Consider the following 20,557-nt stretch of genomic DNA (forward strand, 5'->3'; position numbering starts at 1 on the left):
TATTGAGAATGTCTCTGATTAGATGCAGGATGTTCAGTCCGACGTGGGCGGAAAAAAGCAAACCGGCGAGACCAAAAGTATCACGGGTTTTATTGGCGAACAGTTTCTTAACCTTCGGTTAAGAATGACAAATTTTTAGGGAGAAGAATCGGTACGCCAATTTTATTTAGACCCTGACATCCATTATCTTTGATAATGGACCTGTACGCCATTCAAACCTATAATATATTCAAAAACAGGATGCGGGCTTATGCAATAAGCCCCTACAGTCCTGGGGAATTTCCAGTGTTATATTGCCAAAATGATCTTGGTCCATCCTCCCATCCTCGTCGGGTGAGCGGAGCCGAACCCAATCCTGGTTCAAATCCAGATCTTGGTCTATCCTCTCATCCTCGTCCTCTGAGTGGAGACGAAGGGCATCCTGGCTCAAAAAAACTACGTCCCTCCTTCCTTTCGTTAAAAAATGTTAACAAATCCTTCTTTATGTACGAAATAAAATCCGACTGCGTTATAGTATTAAAGAAAAGCAAAAGAGTAAAAGAGTATATAATTTCATAATTTAGGTTAATAATTGGTTTGGTAAAAATCCTGAGCTTCCCCAGCTCAGGATTTTTTATTGAAATGGCTTTTAAGTCACCTGAATATGGTCTGATGTTCGATTCAATTTCCTATTTTTGATATCCGCATAAAAGAAAGAAGGAAATCATGACAAATAAAGAGATAGCTAAGGTTTTTAAATTGTGTTCGCAATTGATGGAACTGTACAACGAGAATCCATTTAGGACAAAAGCAATGGCCTCGGCATCTTTTCGGATCGATAAATTACCTTTTGCGGCGAGCCAATCTGATCTTGAAACCCTAAGTGAACAACCTAATATCGGTAAGAGTACTGCTGAAAAGATCATGCAAGTCATTACTTCGGGTACTTTTCCAGATTTGGACAAACTCCTTGCAAAAACCCCAGAGGGTATTTTGGAAATGCTTAAAATCAAAGGCCTTGGACCAAAGAAAATACAGGTTATCTGGAATGACCTGGAAATTGAATCGGTCGGAGAGCTATACTATGCATGTAATGAAAACAGGCTGATTGAAGCCAAAGGTTTCGGTCTGAAAACTCAGGAGGACATTAAAAAAGCCATTGAATTTTCGATCGCCAATCAAGGTTGGTTCTTATTTGCCAAGGTTATGCCATCGGCGCTCGAAGTCATACAACATTTTGAGAAAGCATTACCCCTAGCTCCCCTCAGTGTTACTGGAGACTACCGCAGGAAATCTGAAGTTTTGCAACAGGTGCAAATATTGATCGCTGCGGAACCAACGGCAATTCATCAAGCGATCAAAAGCTTAGCATATGAGTTTGACATCAATAAAGAAAACCAAAGAATCAGTTTCAAGGACCAAAATGGAATTCCATTTGAAGTATTGTCCTGCAAAGCAGAGCAATTTGCCAAGAACCTTTTGATCAGCACAGGTTCGGAGGAACACATCAAACAATTGGAAGAAATCGGCGAGCTCCAGAATTTGGAATCGGAAAATGAGATCTATAAATCTTTAGGATTGGAATATATAGAACCTGAATTGAGGGAAAGTGGAAATGTGATCGAACTGGCAAGGGCCAATAAACTACCCAAGCTCATCACCTACGCAGACCTTCAAGGATCATTGCACAACCACTCGACCTATAGTGATGGTGTTCATTCTTTGAAAGATATGGCCTTGTATTGCAAGGAAGAATTAGGATTGGAATATTTAGGGATTTGCGATCACTCCAAGACAGCAGTTTATGCCAATGGCTTGAGTCTGGAAAGACTGGAACAGCAATGGCTTGAAATTGACGAATTGAATAAAAAATTAGCTCCCTTCAAAATCTTCAAGGGTATTGAGTCAGACATCCTTTCAGATGGATCTTTGGACTATCCAGACGAAGTCTTGGCTAAGTTTGATTTTGTGGTGGCCTCCATCCATAGTAATTTAAAAATGGACCAGGACAAAGCAACTGATCGTATTGTTAAGGCCATTGAAAATCCATATACCACAATTTTAGGTCACCCAACAGGACGATTATTATTATCTAGAGCGGGTTATCCTTTGGACTTCAAAAAGGTAATCGATGCCTGTGCTGCCAATAAGGTCGTTATTGAAATAAACGCCAATCCATTGAGACTGGATCTAGACTGGAGATGGCATCAATATGCACTAGAGAAAGGCGTGCTTTTATCCATCAATCCAGATGCCCACAGAAAAGAAGGCTTTTTGGACATGGAATATGGAGTTTATGTTGGCCGAAAAGGCGGTTTGACCAAAGAGATGTGCTTAAATGCCTTTGATCTTCAAAAAATCGAAGAATATTTTAACAACAGGAAGAAACATTAAAACCTACTTTATAAGACCGATATGATAAGAACAAAATCAATTTTCCTCGGCATGTTATTATGTGCTGCAAGCTATACAGCAGAAGCACAATTGATGAAGGCCAAGGAATTATATAGCAAAGCCGATTCATTACGTGGAGAATTGACTGCATTGCGCACCTGCTATGATATCCAATACTACCATTTGGACGTTAAAGTTGATATTGATAATAAGTTTATTTCAGGCAGCAACCTGTTTAAGTTTGAAGCTGTTGAACGTTTCAATAAATTACAGTTTGACCTATTTGATAACCTTTCCGTAGACAAAGTGGAGTATAAAGGCAAGACCCTTCCTTTTACTAGAGAATACAATGCGGTATTTGTTGATTTTCCAGAGTATATAGAAAAAGGAAAGGTTGATTCTTTTACGGTTCATTATTCTGGAAATCCTATTCAGGCGACCAGAGCTCCATGGGACGGGGGTTTTGACTGGAAGAAAGACAGTAATGGGAAACCTTGGGTAGCCACAGCTTGTCAAGGCTTGGGTGCTAGCGTTTGGTGGCCAAATAAAGACCATCAATCGGATGAAGTGAAAAGCATGTTGATTTCCGTGGCAGTTCCCAATGGGGTCATGAATGTGTCCAACGGAAGATTGGTCAAGACGGAAAAACTGAAAAATGGATATACCAAATATCATTGGAAGGTTGAAAATCCGATCAACAATTATAATGTGGCGCTTAATATTGGGGACTACACCCATTATAAGGAAACATATGCTGGAGAAAAAGGCCCGCTATCTGTTGATTATTATGTCTTAAAAGAAAATGCTGGTAAGATCGACCACCTAAAAAAGAATGCGAATGAGACATTAAAGTCATTCGAGCATTGGTTTGGACCCTATCCTTTTTATGAGGACGGCTATAAGCTGGTTGAAACAGCACATTTAGGCATGGAGCACCAGAGTGCAGTTGCCTATGGCAATAAATACCAAAATGGATATTTAGGCAGAGATGGATCGAGAACCGGCTGGGGATTGAAATGGGACTTTATAGTGGTCCATGAATCGGGACATGAGTGGTTTGGAAACAACATCACCTCGAAGGATCTTGCCGATATGTGGATCCATGAGAGTTTCACCAATTATTCAGAAGCCCTATTCATTGATTTCTTTTATGGAAAGGAAGCCAGCCAAGCCTATGTTAATGGCAACCGTCGAGGAATCCAAAACGATAGTCCTATCCAAGGACCATACAACGTAAATAAAGAAGGTTCAGGGGATATGTACAACAAGGGTGGTGTATTGCACAACATGATCCGGACCATGATCGATGATGACGACAAATGGCGGAATATCCTACGCGGATTAAATAAGAAATTTTACCATCAGACGGTTGATTATGGCGATATCGTAGAATATATGAGCAAAGAGTCTGGCATCAACCTCGATAAAACCTTTGAACAGTTTGTACAGACGAAAAGTATCCCGACTTTAGAGGTCATTGAGAATAGTCCAGGTGTCTTTATGATCCGTTGGATATCAGCAGTAAAAGACTTTCAGATGCCGGTCCATATCTTTGATAAAGACGGAAAAAGATTGAGAATAGACCCTACAGACAAATTTAAGGTGATGAGGTTGGATGGATTAACGAAGGAGAACTTTAAGGTGGATACTTATAATTATTATATTGGTACTACAATACAATAAAATAAGCCTAATTTCGTTCACAATATCATATTTAAAAATTTGAATATTTTCGTCGACAAAAGATGTTTTTTTATAAGTAATGCTTTCATAAAAAACCATTTTTTTTCATTAGGTTTGCAATTAAATTACAAATAATACTTACACATCTAAATGGGGCTTTTTAATTGGTTTACGCAAGAAGTTGCAATAGACTTGGGAACAGCTAACACCCTAATCATTCACAATGATAAAGTAGTAGTAGATGAACCCTCAATTGTAGCATTTGACCGCACAACAAATAAGGTGATCGCAATCGGTCGTCAGGCAATGCAAATGGAGGGTAAAACTCACGACAATATAAAAACGGTAAGACCATTGCGTGATGGTGTGATAGCAGATTTTACAGCTGCTGAGCATTTAATCCGCGGTATGGTTAAGCTTATCAACAAAGGTAAGAGCTGGTTTTTCCCATCCTTACGTATGGTGGTTTGTATTCCCTCGGGCATAACAGAGGTCGAGAAACGTGCTGTTCGTGATTCGGCAGAGATTGCTGGAGCGAAGGAGGTTTACTTGATCCATGAACCTATGGCAGCTGCTGTGGGTATCGGTATCGATGTGGAAGAACCTGTAGGAAACATGATCATTGATATCGGTGGAGGTACCACTGAAATTGCCGTGATTGCCCTTTCGGGAATTGTTTGTGACCAATCTATCCGTGTTGCGGGAGATAACTTCGATTCAGACATTGTTCAATATATTCGTCGTCAGCATAATATTATGATTGGAGACCGTACAGCGGAGAAAATCAAGATTGAAGTTGGCGCAGCATTACCAGAATTAACAGATCCACCTGAGGATTTCGCGGTTCAAGGTCGTGACCTAATGACTGGTATCCCTAAACAGATCACTGTATCCTATACGGAGATTGCGCACTGTTTAGACAAGTCAATTTCTAAAATTGAGGAAGCTATCTTAAAAGCATTGGAGATCACTCCTCCAGAACTATCTGCTGATATCTATCAAACAGGTATCTATCTGACAGGTGGTGGTGCTTTACTTCGTGGATTGGACAAACGTATTCAAGCGAAAACAAAACTTCCTGTTCACGTTGCGGAAGACCCACTTCGTGCAGTAGTTAGAGGAACTGGGATTGCACTTAAAAACATCGGACGATTTAAGTTCTTAATGCAATAACAAATAATTAAAAAAATTTATGATTACGCGATATAACGTTCCTATAATGTTATATCGCGTAACTATTAAAAGAGAACAATAATGAAGAACCTTTGGCTTTTCTTGGTTAGATATAATGCCTTTTTTTGGTTTATTCTCTTTTTTGTTGCCTCTCTCCTATTAGTTGTCCAAAACAACAGGTACCAACGCTCAGCCTTCATCAATTCTTCAAACGTAGTCGTAGGATCTTTTTACGATAAGTTGAATTCTTGGAAAAGTTATTTGGCTTTGGAAGAAACCAATAAAAACCTGGCGCTGGAAAACTCTGAACTTAGAAAACAACTCCAACACTATTTGTTGACCGACACCTTGGATTCTGTACAGATCAATGATTCCATCGATATGAACAGGTACCAGTTCACGATGGCAGAGGTCGTTAACAACAGTGTACACCAGAAAAGTAATTTCATTACGATCAATAAAGGCTCATTGGCAGGCATTCAGAAAGGATTAGGTGTCATCACTTCCAATGGTGTTGTCGGTATTGTCCTGAATGTATCAGCACATTTTAGTACCATTCAATCTTTATTGCATCCAGATACCCGGGTTTCAGTGACCATGGATACCACAAATGTCTTTGGATCTTTGGTCTGGGGAAATACAACCGACCCGCAGTTTGCCATTGTCAAGGATATCCCAAACCATCTTAAAGTCCAAAAAGGACAAAAGATCTACACGTCAGGGTTTTCCCTGTTTCCGAAAGGTATTGAAATTGGATCGGTGGAAGAAACTGGTATAAGTTCAGGAGGCTCCTTCCTGGACATCAAGATTAAATTGAGGACGAATTTCAGCAATCTAAACCATGTGTATGTGGTGAAGGATCTGCTGGAGAATGAAAAAAATGAATTGGAAGCCGTAACGGAGGATAATGATGGGTAAGGTGATAATTTTCAATATTATTCGATTTATTGTATTGATCGCGATGCAAGTTGTATTGTTCAAGAATATTGGATATTATAACTTAGCGACTCCTTTTCCGTATATCCTGATCATCTTTTTGTTACCCATCGGTACACCAAACTTTGTATTGTATGTATTGGCCTTCCTAACAGGACTAACCGTAGATGCCTTTTATGATTCGATAGGTGTGCATGCTGCAGCCTGCGTAGCCCTGACCTGGTATAGGATATTTTTCCATAGAATTACCTTGGACGTTGATGTTCAGGATTCCTTTGAAACTCCTTCATTAGGCAATATGGGCGCCAAATGGTTCCTTTCCTATATTTCTATCGGAACGTTGATCCACCATTTCGTTCTTCTGCATGTAGAATATTTTAGTTTCTCAAACTATTTAAGCACACTACTGAGCATATTACTAAGCAGTATTTTTACTATCTTGTTAATCATATTGATTAGTATACTTATTTACAAAAGAAAATCTCGCTTATTAAGTAATTAAAAATTACGGTCTTATTCTCATGAACAATAGTTATTTCAACCGTAAGTTCGTTATCCAAGGAATCTTCATTGCTATTGCACTCGTTATTGTAGCAAGACTCTTCTATATACAGGTCATCGACGACAAATACCTTCTATCAGCCAACAACAACGTCATGCGGAAAAAGATCATCTATCCCGCACGAGGTGTTATTTTAGACCGGAATGGTAAAGTCTTGGTCCAGAATGAACCTGTTTATGATATCATGGTTACCCCTAGGGAAGTCAAGGATCTGGACACCCTGTTGCTATGTGACCTATTAGGGATCGACACGGTTGATTTCAATGTTCGGATGAGAAAGGCGAAAGCACACTCACCCTATCGGGCATCACAATTTATGAAGCAGGTTTCATCGACTGTCTATGCCAAATTTCAGGAACACCTGTATAAGTTCAGGGGTTTCTACCCTCTTAACCGTACCGTTCGTAGTTATCCTGATAGTATTGCCGCGCAGTTTTTGGGTTATATCCAGGAGGTGAATGAAAGAGATATTGAAAAATCGAATGGCTTTTATCGCCCTGGAGATTATATTGGAGCATCTGGAGTAGAACGTGCCTATGAAGAACTTTTGAGGGGTAAACGTGGGGTGGAAAACCAAATGGTTGATGCCTTGAACAGACCTCAGGGTAGTTTTATGGATGGTAAATATGACACTCTTGCTGTTACAGGGGATGGACTTGTTTCTTCCTTGGACAAAGACCTTCAGATATTGGCTGAAAAGCTGATGAAAAACAAACTAGGTTCTGTGGTTGCCATCGAGCCTTCCACGGGTGAGATCTTGAGTTTTGTAAGTAGTCCATCTTACAATCCAAATATGATGGTTGGACGTGAATTAGGAAACAATTACATGAAATTGTTGAATGATGAAACCAAACCTATGTTTATCCGTCCCATTCAAGCTTCTTATCCTCCGGGATCCGTTTTTAAAGTGGTTTCTGCTCTAACTGCCCAGCAAGCTGGTGTGATAAATGATCAGACTGTGTTTTATTGTCCAGGTGGATATCGCTATGGTGGTGGACGTGCGATAATGCGCTGTACTCACGTTGATGGTGCAACCGGACTGGTAAAATCCATCAAGATGTCCTGTAATACCTATTATGGGTATGTATATGCCAAAATGATCGACAGCAGAGGAATGAGCGGTCCGAAAGCCTATGACCTCTGGAAGGAAGCATTGGGAAAATTTGGCCTTGGGCATAAATTGGGGATAGACCTTCCAGGCGAAAAACCGGGACTTGTACCTACATCAGACTTTTATACCAAAAGATATGGGAGCGGAAATTGGAGATCTAGTTTTAATATTTCCCTCTCTATCGGTCAAGGTGAACTAGGGATCACACCATTGCAAATGGCCAACATCATGGCCATTGTGGCAAATCGAGGATTCTATTACCGCCCGCACCTCATTAAGGGAATTGGCGAAAAGCAGATCGTGAAGGAAGAATTTACAGAGAAGATCTCTGCTGGTGTTGATGCCAGACACTATGAGCCTGTCATTGAGGGAATGAGCCAAGCAGTGAACCAGGGTGGTACCGGCGCGGCCTCAAGAATAGCTGGAATTGAGATGTGCGGAAAAACGGGTACCGTTCAGAACCCACATGGTGAAAACCACGCCGTATTCTTTGCTTTTGCACCAAGGGATAATCCTAAAATCGCCATTGCGGTTTTCGTAGAGAATGCTGGTTATGGAGGGACATGGGCGGCTCCGATCGCGAGTATGATGGTTGAAAAATACCTGAAGGATACCATCTCCTTGCCTAAATATATTCAGGACAGGATCTATAATGGTAACTTAATGCCGAAGCCAAAAGTGAAGAAAGAGGAAAGCATCAAAAAGAACAGTACTAAGAATAACAATAAACCACAAACGGTACGTACCGCAGCAGTAGACCCAAAGAAAAAAACGGAATCTGCAGTATTAGTGCACCATAGCCAAGTGAGGAGAAACCATGAATAACCTACATAAGAAAAGTTTTTTCGGTAGAATTGATTGGTTGACCATTGGATTGTGGTTGGCTTTATGTTTGATCGGTTGGTTCAATATCCACGCTGCAGTATACGATGCTGAGAATCCAGGTTTATTTAATCTGGCGACCAACTACGGAAAGCAATCCATTTATATCTTTACGGCACTGATCATTGGTATCTGTATCCTGATCATTGATTCCCGATTTTTCATATCCTCGGCCCCTATTATCTATATCATCGTCATTCTGCTTTTGGTGGCTGTATTGGTGGTTGGTCGAAATGTTGGGGGTAACCAGGCATGGATACCTTTAGGTAGTTTTAGGTTGCAACCTTCTGAGTTTGGAAAGTTGGCAACCTGTCTATTGTTGGCCTACTACCTCAGTAACCAGACGAACAAAAACCCCAATATGAAGACCTTGTTCATAGGTGCATGTATTGTATTGTTTCCTGTTGCTTTGGTTATGTTGCAACCTGATACGGGTTCTGCCTTGGCTTTCTTTGCCTTGATCTTTGTGTTCTATAGGGAAGGTTATGTGAGCACAGGATTATTGATCATTGGTGGCTTGGCGATATTCCTTTTCGTCTTGGCATTATTGGTCAATCAATGGATCCTGATCGGTATATTGGCCTTGGTCTGCGGTTTTTTCGCCTTTATGATGCGCAAAAAACGAAAGAACCTGATCAATATGGCGATCCTATTTGTGGTTTCCAGTGTGTATGTGCTCTGCGTGGACTTCGCTTATGAGCAAATCCTACAACCGCACCAAAGAAACCGTATCGATATTATCTTGGGCAAAATGGATGACCCCAAAGGTCAAGGTTATAACCTGAACCAATCGATGATTGCCATTGGTTCCGGTCAGCTTTTTGGAAAGGGCTATCTCCAAGGTACCCAAACAAAATATAACTTTGTGCCAGAACAAAGTACCGACTTTATTTTCTGTACGGTGGGTGAAGAATGGGGTTTTGTAGGTTCTGTAGTATTGATTTCCATCTATGTTGCTTTGCTGGTAAGACTTGTGAATATTGCGGAAAGACAACGTACCGCCTTCGCCAGGATCTATGCATACGGGGTAGCTTCTATCCTATTCTTCCACTTCTTTATCAATATCGGAATGACCATCGGAATCGTCCCTGTAATTGGTATCCCATTGCCTTTTATTAGTTATGGAGGATCCTCATTATGGTCCTTTACCATATTGTTGTTTATTCTGTTGAAGTTTGATTCGACAAGGAAAGGGACGGGGTAGCTTATATTCTCTCTAACACCAATCTTATTGCCTTATCAACAATTTCTTGGGGATTTTTACTAAAAGATTCACTCACTCGACTGGCAAGTATTGCGTTGATGGAGATGGCATGGTGACCAAACATATTACTGAGCGCATAGATCCCCGCAGTTTCCATTTCTAGATTGGTGATGTTTCTTCCTGAAATTTCAAAACTGTTGGCATTCTTGATGAGGTCCGGATAGATATTGTTGGACCTTACATTCCTGCCCTGGGGGCCATAGAAACCTGGGGCTGTCATGGTTATTCCCTTTGGAAGGTCGAATGCAAATTGATCCAAAAGCTTTTGGGACGCCCGGCCTACATAGGGTTTGAATGTTAGGCTATCAAAGTGCTTGACTACGGCATCCTGCAATTGGACTTCGGGCTCGGTATAAGGTTTTCTATAGTATTGCATTAAGGTATCGAATCCTATTGCAAATTCGGAAGCTAATACGGTACCCATGGAAATATTCCCTTGGATAGACCCGGAGGTTCCAATTCGGATAATATCTAAGGATTTGATTTCAGGCTTTAGGGTTTTGGTCTGGAAATCGACATTGACCAAAGCATCCAATTCATTCAGGACGATATCAATGTTATCTGTTCCAATCCCTGTAGAAATAACGGTGATCCTTTTTCCCTTGACGGAACCAGTATGGGTAATAAATTCTCGTCTTCCTTTTTTGATCTCGATATCATCGAAGTATTTGGAAACTTCAGGAACACGGTCAGGATCTCCGACGAAAATTACAGTTTCGGCAATATCAGATGGCAATAAATTCAAATGGTAAATACTTCCATCGGAATTAATAATTAGTTCAGAATCGTTAATCATATGGTTCGCAAGTAATTGATCTCTACCCCCTCAATCTTCTCCATTCTCCCGATCACTTCATTTACCTGTAATTTACGGATTTCGAAGGTAATTTTACAATTCGTATCAAAATCTTGACTCAAAACGACTAGATCTGTTTCCTTAACAATCCGCATGACATCATTCATCTGTAGGTAATCGAACTTCAATTCGTAGACATCATTTACGGTCTTTTCCACGACTTCTGCTTCTGCAAGGGCTTCTTGGGTTGCTGTTTTATAGGCATTGATCAAGCCTGATACTCCCAATAAGGTTCCTCCAAAATAACGAACGACCACCACCAGGATATTTGTGACATCCATGGAGAGCAAAACATTCAATATAGGTCTCCCTGCAGTCCCTGAGGGTTCTCCATCGTCATTTACCCGGAACACTGCACGGTCTGGGCTAAGCCGATAGGCATAACAATGGTGGCGGGCTTTGGGGTGCATGGATTTCAATTCAGCGATAATATCCTTAAGCTTACTTTCGTCCCTGAAGGGATAGGCATAGGCGATAAACTTGCTTCCCTTGTCCCTAAAAATTCCTTCTGAAGGTGCTTCAATAGTTTGGTATGTATCTTCGAATAAACTCACAGCAATGCAATTAATAAAACTGAAATAATGGCCAAAAATAGCCCAATTTTATTGTAAACGCTAAGTTTCTCCTGAAATAGTATCACTCCTGCCATCGCTCCCACCGCAATCACGCCAATATTCATCCCTGTGAAAACTAGGGATGGACTATCAGGCAGTGCTTTGTGCGCTTTCATGTAAAAGACTATGTTTCCAAAATTAAAAACGCCTAAAATAGCGCCGTAAAGGAGGGATTTTTTGTCAAAGTCCTGTTTTTTGACAAATAGGAGGTAAACTAGAAAGAGCAATGCAAATCCTAAAGCCAGGGTAAATACTATCCAAAGGGAGGACATGTAGGTTATCTGGCTGTTTAAGGCTATCTGCTTGAAAAGAATATCAATGATACCCATCCCGAAGAACACCAACAAAGGGTATATCCAAATTTGCTTTCCCTGAACTCGATCATTCTTATTCCAACCTATAGAAAACACGATAGCAACCAATCCTACTGCGATACCAATAAACTTATTGGCTGCAAATTCTTCATTCATCCAGAAATAGGCTGCTAACAATGGAATAAATAGGGATAATCGCTGAGCAACCTCCGTTTTGACAATTCCTCCATAACGGATAGAAAGGGCCAGACATATGAATATAAAGGGTAAAAGGAACCCCAAAGGAACATAGATTGCCCAAGGAAGGTTGGAAGTCCAAGGAACAATTTGGGGTTTCAGCACCAGATAGGTTAGGAAAAGTGCAATGGGATAATTCCAGACCAGGAGTTGTAAGTAGTTCACTCCACGCTGTCTGGCCAATTTGATAATGATGGCAACAGTCACTGAACAGAGAACCGAAATGAGGATATAATGCATTTTTGTACTATTCTTCGAAATGCTACAAATATATCCTTTTCTAGATAGCAAATAGAGTAGGAAAAGGATCAATCAAGTATTGAGAAATCAGAAATTGCTTCAAAACATCATTTTTTTGACTGAGAAATGAGCTGATTTTTGTTAAATTTTTAAATATTTTTTCACCATTTTTATGCGCTATTTTTTGGTGTTTTTTATGCTTTTTTTTAGACGAATTTTATAAGTCAAAATTTTAACAAAATCACATTAATTCGTTTTAAAGGCATATTTTATTATTTATATAGACATATTATCCATAATTTACGACTATTTTTTAGGCTATTTTTATAGTAAATTTTAATGTATTTTTACGTTATTTTTGATTAGTTTTTATAGCATAAAACAATATTTTTTAAAAAAATATTTTGCACTTAAATAAAGAAGCTCTATATTTGAAAACAAATAAACGGGAAATGAACATACAATATACATATACCAACTTTTGGTTCTTTTATTTTAAAGATAAGAGCTGGGACTAGTATATGGTATTTAGAAAATATTGAAGGGTCCCAGCTGAAAAGTTTGGGACCTTTTTTTTGACAAAAAAGTAAAGCATAATAAAGATAATGAGTGAGAAAATAAAGATTGCCATCCAAGGAGTAAAAGCTTCATTTCATGAGGAAGCTGCCTATAAATATTTCGGCAAGGACATAGAAACGCTTGAATGTTCATCATTTAAGAAAACATGTGACCTCCTGAAGCAAGGAAAAGCAGACTATGTCGTGATGGCGATTGAAAATTCAATTGCTGGAAGCATTCTACCTAATTACAATCTTTTAAGGGACTACCGCTTTCATATCATCGGCGAAGTTCATCTTAATATCCAACAGCATCTTTTGGCATTGCCTGGAGTTAAAATTTCAGATGTACAATTTGTCGAGTCCCACCCTATTGCCATTAGGCAGTGTGATGAGTTCCTAAGTGATCACCCTGAGTGGACCATCAAGGAAGGAATGGATACGGCAGCTTGTGCCAAAAAGATCTTGGATGAGAAATTGACCCATACCGCCGCTATCGCAAGTGAAGCCGCCGCAAAACTGTATGGTTTGGAGATCTTGGAAAAGAGAATTGAAACCAATAAAAAGAATTCTACCCGCTTCCTGATCCTTTCAAACGAATTAGAAGAGCAGAAAAATGCTAACAAAGCTTCATTATCTTTCCAGACTTCCCATGCTATTGGTGCATTAGCGATGGTCTTACAATGCTTTGCTGAACAAAATGTCAACCTGAGCAAAATACAATCTATGCCCGTTGTAGGCAGAAGAAATGAATATGATTTCTATGTGGATGTGGAATGGAAAAAACAAGCTGACTATGATGCTGCCATCCGTAAGGTCCTGAAGCACACCGTGAACTTCAGCATCATGGGTGAATACCTGAAAAACGAAAAGATCTAAATCAAAAAATAATTTAACAAGTAAATAATCAAACTAAAATACAATGAAACATTCATTAGACATTCTCCCTTTAAAATCTTGGTTGGATACAGGGGATAAACCTTTAATCATTGCCGGACCATGTAGTGCTGAGACAGAAGAGCAAGTGGTATCTACAGCACATTTATTAGCCAACACTGGAAAAGTGAATGTTTTGCGTGCAGGTATCTGGAAACCTCGTACTAGACCAGGAGAATTCGAAGGAATTGGCAGCATCGGTTTGGAATGGATGAAGAGAGCTAAAGAAGAAACCGGCTTGTTGACCGCAACAGAAGTAGCTACGGCAAAACATGTTGAGGAAGCATTGGCCGCTGGAATTGATATTTTGTGGATTGGTGCTCGTTCTACTGCGAACCCATTTACAGTTCAAGAGATTGCAGATGCATTGCAAGGTGTTGATGTTCCTGTATTGATTAAAAACCCAGTGAATCCAGACCTTTCTCTATGGATTGGTGCATTGGAACGCGTAAATAGAGCTGGAATCAAGAAATTAGCTGCTATCCACCGTGGATTCTCTTCTTTCGAAAAGACAGCTTTCCGTAATGAACCAATGTGGGATATCGCTATCCAATTGAAAGCGATCGCTCCTGAATTGCCTATCATCAACGACCCTAGCCATATCTGCGGTAACCGTGAATTAATCCCTTACGTTACGCAAAAAGCAATGGATATGGATATGCAAGGTTTGATCATCGAGTCGCATATCGATCCTTCAGTTGCTTGGACAGATGCTAAACAACAGGTTACCCCTGCAGCTTTGTCTGAACTATTGGATAATGTAGCTGTACGTAAGCCTGAATCTAACAATCCTGCATTCGAAGATAAATTAGCTGAATTGCGTGGACAGATCGATAAGTTGGATGACCAAATCATCAAACAGATCGCTGACCGTATGAAAATTGCTGAGAAAATCGGAGAGTTCAAAAGAGATAACAATGTAACGATCCTTCAGATCAACCGTTGGGATGAAATCGTTCAGAAACGTATTCAATTAGCGAAGGCCCTTAACCTAAGCGAAGAGTTTACTTCAAAATATTTAGAGTTGTTGCATAACGAATCGATTCGTAAGCAAAACGAGGTTATGAACACTAAACCGGTTGCGGAGGCTTAAGAATGACGGCGAAAAGCTTAATTTTAACTCACCCTTCGCAAGAAATTAAAGGCACGGTTCAACTTACTGGTTCAAAATCAGAGAGCAACCGTGCTCTTATTATCAGAGCATTAAGTAAAGGTGCTGTACGCGTTGAAAATCTTTCTGAAGCAGCTGATACCGTAACTTTAAATGCTGCCCTGAACCAAGCTTCTAATCCTAATCCTGGAATCAACAGCATCGATATCGGTCCTGCAGGTACCGCAATGAGGTTCTTGACTTCTTACCTGAACTTGATCAAAGGAAACTTTATCTTAACGGGAACTGAAAGGATGCAACTGAGACCTATCGGGATTCTCGTGGATGCCCTAAAGGACCTGGGTGCTGATATCCATTATGAAAACAAGGCGGGTTATCCACCATTAAAAATTGAAGGTGGAATGATTCAAGGCAAAGAACAAATTTCAATTCAAGGTAATATCAGTAGCCAGTATATTTCTTCGCTATTGCTGATCGCTCCTTCCTTAAAGAAAGGTTTGACCATTGATATTATAGGCGAATTGACTTCTAGGCCTTATGTAACCATGACTTTGGAAATGCTGAAGGAATGTGGGATCCAATACAATTTTGAAGAAAATAAAATCCAGATTGCTAAGCAGGATTTTACTGAGTCAGTGATCTATGTTGAACCAGATTGGAGTGCAGCTTCATATTGGTACTCTATCGTTGCTCTTTCCCAAAACGGGGAAATTGTGTTGCCTGGATTAAAAGAACATAGTTTGCAAGGCGACATGGCAATCGTTGAAATCATGACGCATTTTGGAGTGGAGTCAAGCTTTGAAAAAGATGGTCTCCATTTGAAAAAAGTGGACAGCAAGTCTGAAAAATCTTTATTCGACTTTAAAGAATGTCCTGATCTAGCTCAAACAGTTGTCGTTATTGCTTCAGCTTTAAAAAAGGACGTTTCATTTACAGGGTTAGAAACCTTGAAAATCAAGGAAACAGATAGAATCCTTGCCTTACAGACTGAAATCGGTAAGTTCGGAGCAAAACTGATCGCAGATGGTGAAACTTATCACTTGAAGACCGCTGATGTACAAGATCCAGGAAACCTTACTATTGCAACCTATGAAGACCACCGCATGGCAATGGCTTTTGCTCCACTGGCATTAGTATTCAATCAAGTTACCATTGAAGAACCTATCGTGGTTGAAAAATCATATCCTATGTTTTGGCAGCATCTAGAAGAACATGGCTTCCAAATCACTGAAAAATAATATTATTATAAGCTAAGCAATTTTCATATCTATTTTTATATATTTACGGGCATTATCGAATTATGGCAGGAAATACTTTTGGAGATTTATTTAAGATAAGCACTTTCGGGGAATCACATGGAAAGGCAATTGGGGTGATAGTGGATGGATGCCCAGCGCTGGTTGAAATTGATGAAGAATTCATTCAATCAGAATTGGACAAACGCCGCCCTGGCCAATCCAAGATCACAACCCAAAGAAAAGAAAGCGATACTGCACAAATTCTATCCGGTACTTTTGAGGGAAAATCTACAGGCACGCCCATTGCCATCGTAATTCCAAATGAAGACCAACGTTCTAAGGACTATTCTCACATTCAAGATAAATTCAGACCCTCTCACGCAGATTTCACTTATCAAATGAAATACGGCATCCGCGATTACCGTGGTGGTGGTCGGTCATCAGCAAGAGAAACTGCAGCTCGTGTAGCAGCAGGAGCAATTGCAAAATTATTCTTAAAACAATACGGAATCGAAATATTTGCCCATGTTTCTGCCGTAGGGAATATCCAGGCTCCTAATCTGGAGCTAAATGATTTAAATGGATTGTTGGAAACCAGGGAGAGCAATATCGTAAGATGTGCTGACCCTGCCAGTGCTTCCGAAATGGAAGAATTCATCAATCAAGTCCGTAAAAATGGAGACACAGTTGGCGGTGTTATTTCCACTGTCATCAGAAAGGTTCCAGTCGGACTTGGAGAGCCAGTATTCGACAAACTTCATGCAGACCTAGCCAAGGCAATGATGAGTATTAATGCTGTTCATGGCTTTGAATACGGATCGGGATTTGAAGGTTCAAAAATGTTAGGCTCAGAGCACAACGACATCTTTGTAAAGGAAGATAATCAAGTAAAAACATTAACCAATTTTTCAGGAGGTATTCAAGGAGGCATTTCTAATGGAATGGATATTACTTTCCGCACTGCATTTAAACCTGTTGCTACGATCATGCGTGATCAGAACACAATAAATGAAGAAGGAAACGAAACAACCATTTCAGGAAAGGGACGCCATGACCCTTGTGTTGTACCTCGTGCAGTTATTATCGTGGAAGCCATGGCTGCCCTTGTAATAGCTGACCATTTATTAAAATATAAGGCCTATTTAAAGAATGCAGAATAGCAATTATATTCTTTCATGTGATATTGGCGGGACACATATCACTTCAGCGATCGTTGAGAAGGATTCTTGGAGAATTCTTAACGAAACCATCACCCGTTCGCATGTAAATTCATTGGAAAATGCTAAATCGATTTTTCTTGACTGGACCACTAACATGAAATCCTGCCTAGAAAAAACTGATTTAGAAGTAGTTAACATTGGAATTGCTGCTCCAGGCCCCTTTGATTACGATAAGGGAATTGCCCTCATGAAGGGTCAATCAAAATACGATAGTATTTATAATATCAAAGTTACTGAGCCTATTTTAGAAGGGCTTGGTCAACAAGATTTCAAAATTCTATACATCAATGACGCTGCTGCCTTTCTACAAGGCGAGGTCTTTGGATGTGGATTAGACCATAAAGATAGGATTTTAGGAATTACTTTGGGAACAGGTTTAGGGAGCGCAGTTTGGAGTCAGGGAGAGAAAGCATTCGATGCTGATCTTTGGGATACGGTCTATAAGGACTCTATCTTTGAAGAATACCTGGTAACAAGATGGTTTGTAAAGCGATTTGAGGAATTAGCAGGATTTAAGGAAAGCGGATTAAGGGAGATCCTTGAAAAACATGCTGAAACCAAAGAAGTAACTCAATTGCTTTCAGAATATCAGGGACACTTATTGCGTTTTATGGAGTTTTTTAGCCAAAAGCATGATTGCAAGTCCTTTGTAATTGGCGGGAACATTGTAAAGGCTTGGGACCGTATTTTCCCAGACAAATCTGTTCTGGAAGGATTTGAGGTTCAGATTGGTCAATACCAAGAGCATGCTGCGATTATCGGAGCGGCATCCCTATTCTCAAACGGTATATAATATTCAGGAACATTTCCTCCTAGAAGATAGGAGGAAATGTTGTTGGATTACTGTCAGACATCATTTGATAAGCCGTTTCCACGACATCATCAACAGCTGGTTTAGTAAAATAGTCTCCATCGGAGCCGTAAGGCGGACGATGAGCTTTTGCAGTCAAGGTTTTAGGTTGTCCATCCAAATGGTAATAACCACCTTGTTTTTCCAATATTTCATGGGTGATATAAGAAGAGGCTCCTCCAGGGAAATCTTCATCCACCACTAATAATCTATTTGTTTTCTTTAAGGATTCAACAGAAATCTTGTCTCTATCGAACGGTTGCAAACATTGAGCATCAATGATTTCTATGGAAACACCCAATTTATCCAATTCCAAAGCAGCTTCTTGCACAATCCTAAGTGTTGATCCATAAGACACTACCGTAATATCAGCACCTTCCCTTATCTTTTCAGCTTTCCCAATCGGAACGGTAAATTCACTGATATTGACCGGCATTTTCTCTTTCAATCTATAACCATTCAGACATTCTACCACTACTGCAGGTTCATCGGATCTAAGAAGCGTATTATACATTCCAGCAGCTTGGGTCATGTTCCTTGGCACACAGATATGCATTCCTCTCAAACCGCCCAAAAGCACTGACATCGGTGATCCAGAATGCCAAATACCTTCCAATCGATGACCACGGGTCCTTACGATCAAAGGAGCTCTTTGCCTTCCTTTTGTTCTATAACTCAAACTCGCTAAATCATCGCTGAGAACAGGCATTGCGTAAATCAGATAATCCAAATATTGAATTTCAGCAATAGGCCTAAAGCCACGAACAGCTAAGCCTATCCCCTTTCCAATTATTGCAGACTCCCGAATTCCGGTATCGAAGATCCTCTGGCTCCCAAATTCTTCTTGCAAGCCTGCGAATCCTTGATTTACATCACCAATCTTACCAACATCTTCTCCGAATGCCAACAGTCGCGCATCTTTATCAAAATTAGCTTTGAAGCAAGCATTCAGTACCTCACGACCATCCACTATAGGAGAATCCTCATCAAATTCAGCAGGAACGGTTTCCACTAACAGTGGAGAATATTTAGTATCAACGAATAGCTTATCGTTGAATCGACCATGGTTAATTTTCTGTTTTTCGCGGAACCATGATATCAACTCTTCTTTCCCTAAAACATCCACTCCACGAAGCTCCCTAATGACGCGTCTGACATTTACATAAACCTCCTTAAGAGAAGGCTCTGTAGTTGACAACAAGGTTTTTAAAGGTATTTCTGCAGCATGATGATTGATCCCTTCCAACTTAGCAATAGCTTCCTGTAGGTCCACCTGCAGCGTTTTTCTATAATCTGCCCAGGCACGTTTCTGTTCTTTCCTCACAAAATCCTTTGCTTCCGAATCGAGAGCTGCCAATTCTTCCTCGGTAGCCATTCCAGAATCTATCAACCAATCCCGCATTTTCTTATTGCAATCAAACTCGGTTTCCCATTCCAATCGTTCATGGCTTTTATAGCGTTCGTGCGATCCGGAGGTGGAGTGACCTTGCGGTTGGGTCATTTCGACAACATGCACCAGGCAAGGTTTACTGTTGTTTCTGGCAAAATCCGCAGCTTTCTCATATACCTCGCAGAGACCGGCATAATCCCAGCCTTTCACGCGAAATATTTCAAATCCAGGACCTGCTTCATCCTCCTGAAAACCTCTCAGCAGAGCAGAGATATCACCTTTGGTGGTTTGGATTTCATTAGGAACGGAGATTCCATAACCGTCATCCCAAATGGAGATCACGACAGGCAGTTGCTTCACACCGGCAGCATTCACCGTTTCCCAGAACACCCCTTCCGAGGTCGCGGCGTTTCCTATCGTACAGAAAACCACCTCTTGTCCATCATTGCTAAACTTATCTTTATGGGAGAGATTAGGATTGTTTTTATAAAGTTTCGATGCCAATCCTAAACCTAGGATCCTTGACATCTGTCCACCGGTGGTGGAAATATCAGAAAAGCAGTTAACCTGCTTGGTTTGGTCGATCCACTCACCGTCCTCATTCAGAAGAGGTGTGGCGAAGTGGGCCACCATTTGTCTTCCCGCAGAAGATGGATCCGCTTCTACATCAGGATTAGCATACAATTGCGAAAAGAAATTATAGACATTGCTGATCCCTAGGGCGAAAGCCAAAGTTTGGTCCCTATAATACCCTGATCGCCAATCCCCAGGTTTAAAAACCTTGGATAGAGCAATCTGAGCCAATTCCTTACCATCTCCGAAAATTCCAAATTTAGCTTTGCCTGTAAGCACTTCCTTTCTTCCCAATAGACTGACAAATCGGCTTTGCGTGGCTAGTTTATAATCTTCTATGAGTACCTGGCGGAATTCCTCGTAGCTTATTTTTGATGTATTATATTGCACTGATCGTGTCGTATTTAATTCTGACATTAAAGTGGTTCCTTTTTTAA

Annotated in this window: 16 protein-coding genes; 12 read left to right on the forward strand and 4 right to left on the reverse strand. The window is 40.3% G+C overall.

Features of this window, described 5'->3' with window-relative positions:
* Positions 1-705: 705 nt before the first annotated feature.
* The 7 genes from ACWIB3_RS06910 to rodA all read left to right on the forward strand — a co-directional run bounded on the left by ACWIB3_RS06910 (position 706) and on the right by rodA (position 9,924).
* The gene (locus tag ACWIB3_RS06910; protein WP_454291246.1) at positions 706-2,373 is read left to right on the forward strand and encodes a helix-hairpin-helix domain-containing protein; all 1,668 of its coding nucleotides are present in this window, start codon (positions 706-708) and stop codon (positions 2,371-2,373) included.
* Between the two features lie 21 nt (positions 2,374-2,394).
* Entirely contained in the window at positions 2,395-4,056 is a 1,662-nt protein-coding gene (locus ACWIB3_RS06915) for a M1 family metallopeptidase (RefSeq protein WP_454291247.1), read from the forward strand.
* Between the two features lie 150 nt (positions 4,057-4,206).
* Positions 4,207-5,229: a rod shape-determining protein gene (locus ACWIB3_RS06920; protein WP_093098220.1), complete on the forward strand. Its 1,023-nt coding sequence runs from the start codon at positions 4,207-4,209 to the stop codon at positions 5,227-5,229.
* Between the two features lie 81 nt (positions 5,230-5,310).
* Complete coding sequence (gene mreC, locus ACWIB3_RS06925; protein ID WP_185214001.1) at positions 5,311-6,147, forward strand: rod shape-determining protein MreC; 837 nt, start codon at positions 5,311-5,313, stop codon at positions 6,145-6,147.
* A complete protein-coding gene (gene mreD / locus ACWIB3_RS06930) occupies positions 6,137-6,667 on the forward strand; it encodes a rod shape-determining protein MreD (RefSeq protein ID WP_237219514.1) in 531 nt (176 codons plus the stop codon). Before mreC ends, mreD begins: the two co-directional genes overlap by 11 nt.
* A gap of 19 nt (positions 6,668-6,686) precedes the next feature.
* Positions 6,687-8,663 (forward strand): penicillin-binding protein 2, encoded by a 1,977-nt coding sequence (gene mrdA, locus ACWIB3_RS06935; protein ID WP_454291248.1) that lies wholly within the window; start codon positions 6,687-6,689, stop codon positions 8,661-8,663.
* Positions 8,656-9,924: a rod shape-determining protein RodA gene (gene rodA / locus ACWIB3_RS06940; RefSeq protein ID WP_185214003.1), complete on the forward strand. Its 1,269-nt coding sequence runs from the start codon at positions 8,656-8,658 to the stop codon at positions 9,922-9,924. The genes mrdA and rodA overlap by 8 nt, the downstream gene beginning before the upstream one ends.
* A 1-nt stretch (position 9,925) precedes the next feature.
* Here the strand turns inward: rodA and ACWIB3_RS06945 are convergent, their stop codons facing one another.
* From ACWIB3_RS06945 to ACWIB3_RS06955, 3 genes are read right to left on the reverse strand one after another with little or no spacing between them, the layout of a single operon-like run.
* Complete coding sequence (locus ACWIB3_RS06945) at positions 9,926-10,780, reverse strand: nucleoside phosphorylase (RefSeq protein WP_313261200.1); 855 nt, start codon at positions 10,778-10,780, stop codon at positions 9,926-9,928.
* Positions 10,777-11,394 carry an IMPACT family protein gene (locus ACWIB3_RS06950; protein ID WP_454291249.1) on the reverse strand — a complete coding sequence of 206 codons (618 nt, stop codon included), beginning with the start codon at positions 11,392-11,394 and terminating at the stop codon, positions 10,777-10,779. Before ACWIB3_RS06950 ends, ACWIB3_RS06945 begins: the two co-directional genes overlap by 4 nt.
* Positions 11,391-12,245: an EamA family transporter gene (locus ACWIB3_RS06955; RefSeq protein ID WP_313261199.1), complete on the reverse strand. Its 855-nt coding sequence runs from the start codon at positions 12,243-12,245 to the stop codon at positions 11,391-11,393. Before ACWIB3_RS06955 ends, ACWIB3_RS06950 begins: the two co-directional genes overlap by 4 nt.
* A gap of 605 nt (positions 12,246-12,850) precedes the next feature.
* On the opposite strand from ACWIB3_RS06955, the gene ACWIB3_RS06960 reads away from it, so the two are divergent.
* The 5 genes from ACWIB3_RS06960 (at position 12,851) to ACWIB3_RS06980 (ending at position 18,100) form a co-directional block, all read left to right on the forward strand.
* Positions 12,851-13,681 carry a prephenate dehydratase gene (locus ACWIB3_RS06960; RefSeq protein ID WP_185214007.1) on the forward strand — a complete coding sequence of 277 codons (831 nt, stop codon included), beginning with the start codon at positions 12,851-12,853 and terminating at the stop codon, positions 13,679-13,681.
* 43 nt (positions 13,682-13,724) lie between these two features.
* Positions 13,725-14,831, forward strand: a complete 1,107-nt coding sequence (locus tag ACWIB3_RS06965; protein ID WP_185214008.1) for a chorismate mutase — start codon at positions 13,725-13,727, stop codon at positions 14,829-14,831.
* Between the two features lie 2 nt (positions 14,832-14,833).
* Entirely contained in the window at positions 14,834-16,087 is a 1,254-nt protein-coding gene (gene aroA / locus ACWIB3_RS06970; RefSeq protein ID WP_454291250.1) for a 3-phosphoshikimate 1-carboxyvinyltransferase, read from the forward strand.
* A gap of 62 nt (positions 16,088-16,149) precedes the next feature.
* The gene (gene aroC, locus ACWIB3_RS06975; RefSeq protein WP_254528072.1) at positions 16,150-17,247 is read left to right on the forward strand and encodes a chorismate synthase; all 1,098 of its coding nucleotides are present in this window, start codon (positions 16,150-16,152) and stop codon (positions 17,245-17,247) included.
* Positions 17,237-18,100 carry an ROK family protein gene (locus ACWIB3_RS06980; RefSeq protein WP_313261193.1) on the forward strand — a complete coding sequence of 288 codons (864 nt, stop codon included), beginning with the start codon at positions 17,237-17,239 and terminating at the stop codon, positions 18,098-18,100. The genes aroC and ACWIB3_RS06980 overlap by 11 nt, the downstream gene beginning before the upstream one ends.
* A gap of 19 nt (positions 18,101-18,119) precedes the next feature.
* Here ACWIB3_RS06980 and ACWIB3_RS06985 read toward each other — a convergent pair whose 3' ends face one another.
* Entirely contained in the window at positions 18,120-20,537 is a 2,418-nt protein-coding gene (locus ACWIB3_RS06985) for an alpha-ketoacid dehydrogenase subunit alpha/beta (protein ID WP_454291251.1), read from the reverse strand.
* Positions 20,538-20,557: the final 20 nt, after the last annotated feature.

The organism is Sphingobacterium sp. NPDC055431 (genome assembly GCF_053644255.1).